Origin of the sequence: Synechococcus sp. R5-15 (assembly GCF_047462035.1) — a bacterium.
Classification (GTDB): Bacteria; Cyanobacteriota; Cyanobacteriia; order Thermostichales; family Thermostichaceae; genus Thermostichus.
Map to the genome: position 1 here is coordinate 1 of NZ_JANSIK010000137.1, position 1,828 is coordinate 1,828.

Below are 1,828 nucleotides of genomic sequence, written 5' to 3' on the forward strand. Positions count from 1 at the left end.
TGGCGTGGGGCAGGAATGCCCAACTGCGAGGTAAGGACTCCGTCCTGCTGACGGGAAGGGTAGCCCGCGCTCTGTCCGCAGGACGAGCGCCGGGAGGATGTCACTCCTCTGTCCAGAAACGCTCGGAAAGATATTTGTCAGCCCCGTCGCAAAAGATGGTCACCACCACTCCAGAGGAGAGCTGACGGGCCACCTCTAGGGCTGCCACCACATTGGCGCCGGCAGAGATGCCCACCAGCAGGCCTTCTTCCAACGCCAAGCGCTTGACCATTTTCTGGGCTGCTTCTGTGGAGATCTCAATGTGCTGGTCAGGCAGGGTGGGATCGTAAATCTCGGGTTTTAGAGCTGTGGCCATGTGCTTGAGCCCTTCCAGGCCATGGAAGGGAGAGTCGGGCTGCATGGCAATGATTTGGATATCCGGGCGATACTCTCGCAGGCGCCGCCCCACCCCCATACAGGTGCCGCTGGTGCCTAGCCCGGTAACAAAATGGGTGACCTGCCCCTGGGTTTGCTCCCAAATCTCCACCCCAGTGGTTTCGTAGTGGGCTTGCCAGTTGGCGGGGTTGCTGTACTGGTCAGGGTAGAAATAAAGCTCGGGGTTTTCCGCATAGAGGGCGCGGGCTTTCTCGATGGCCCCATCGGATCCCAGAGCGGGATCCGTCAGAACCAAGTCCACGCCATAGGCAGCCAGGATCTTCTTGCGCTCCGGGCTGGCGTTGGCGGGAAGAGCCAGCTTGACCTTGTAGCCCAAGGCGGCCCCGATCCAGGCATAGGCGATGCCGGTGTTACCGCTGGTGGCATCGAGGATGATCTTGCCGGGGGTAAGCTTGCCCTGGCGTTCGCCAGCGCGAATCATGTTGAGGGCCGGGCGATCCTTGACTGAACCCCCAGGGTTGTACCACTCTGCCTTGCCATATACCCGTACCGATTCCGGCAAATCGGCAGCAACCCGCCGCAGACGGATCAGCGGCGTCCCCCCCACCAGCTCAATAGGGCTATCCACAGCAGGGAGTAACGGGCGAGAAGAAAATGCAGTCGGATACAAGGGGGATCCCTCGCTAGACAGGCATCGGCTGGACAACCATTGCTCATCTTACCCCGGTCTTTCCGGCCTCTTGGGAGCTTTTTAGTTTCCCCCTCCTGCCCAAGTTCTGGCTAGGCTCCAAGTAGGCTCTAAGATGGGGGTAGAAAAGTGGGATTTTCCCACAGCAGGATGACGCGGAGGGGCATGGCAGAAATTGGGATTGTGACTGCCCAGCAGTTTGATCGGCGACGGGGCCAGATCCATGTCTACGACGGCGAGGGCAAAGGCAAGTCCCAGGCGGCCTTAGGGGTTGTGCTGCGTTCCATTGGCTTGGGGATCGAAAAGGCGGCCCCCAGCCGGGTGTTGCTGGTGCGGTTTCTCAAGGGGCCAGGCCGAACCTATGCTGAGGATGCGGCCATTGCGGCTCTGCAGCGAGGCTTCCCCCATCTCATCGATCAATTGCGCACCGGGCGGGGAGAGTTTTTCGGCCCAGATGAGATCACCAAGTTTGACCGTCAGGAGGCCCGCCGCGGTTGGGATGTGGCCAAAGGGGCTTTGGCGTCGGGGTTTTACTCGGTGGTGGTGCTGGATGAGCTCAACCCGGTGCTGGATCTGGGCCTGTTGCCTGTGGAGGAGGTGGTCAGTACCCTCAAGCAAAAGCCGGAGGCCATGGAGGTGATCATCACCGGGCGCGGCGCTCCCAAGGAAATTATCGACCTGGCGGATTTGCACTCGGAAATGCGCAGTGTCCGGCGGGCGACGGATCCCCAAAACGGCCAACCCCCTTGCAGCGGCATCGAGATC

Annotated in this window: 2 protein-coding genes; one reads left to right on the top strand and one right to left on the bottom strand. The window is 60.8% G+C overall.

From position 1 onward, the window contains the following. Window positions 1-100: 100 nt before the first annotated feature. A complete protein-coding gene (locus tag NW839_RS11440; protein WP_148202762.1) occupies window positions 101-1,045 on the bottom strand; it encodes a PLP-dependent cysteine synthase family protein in 945 nt (314 codons plus the stop codon). A gap of 183 nt (window positions 1,046-1,228) precedes the next feature. On the opposite strand from NW839_RS11440, the gene NW839_RS11445 reads away from it, so the two are divergent. Continuing rightward, window positions 1,229-1,828: cob(I)yrinic acid a,c-diamide adenosyltransferase (locus NW839_RS11445; RefSeq protein ID WP_414343367.1), on the top strand; the 600-nt coding region annotated here is incomplete at its 3' end.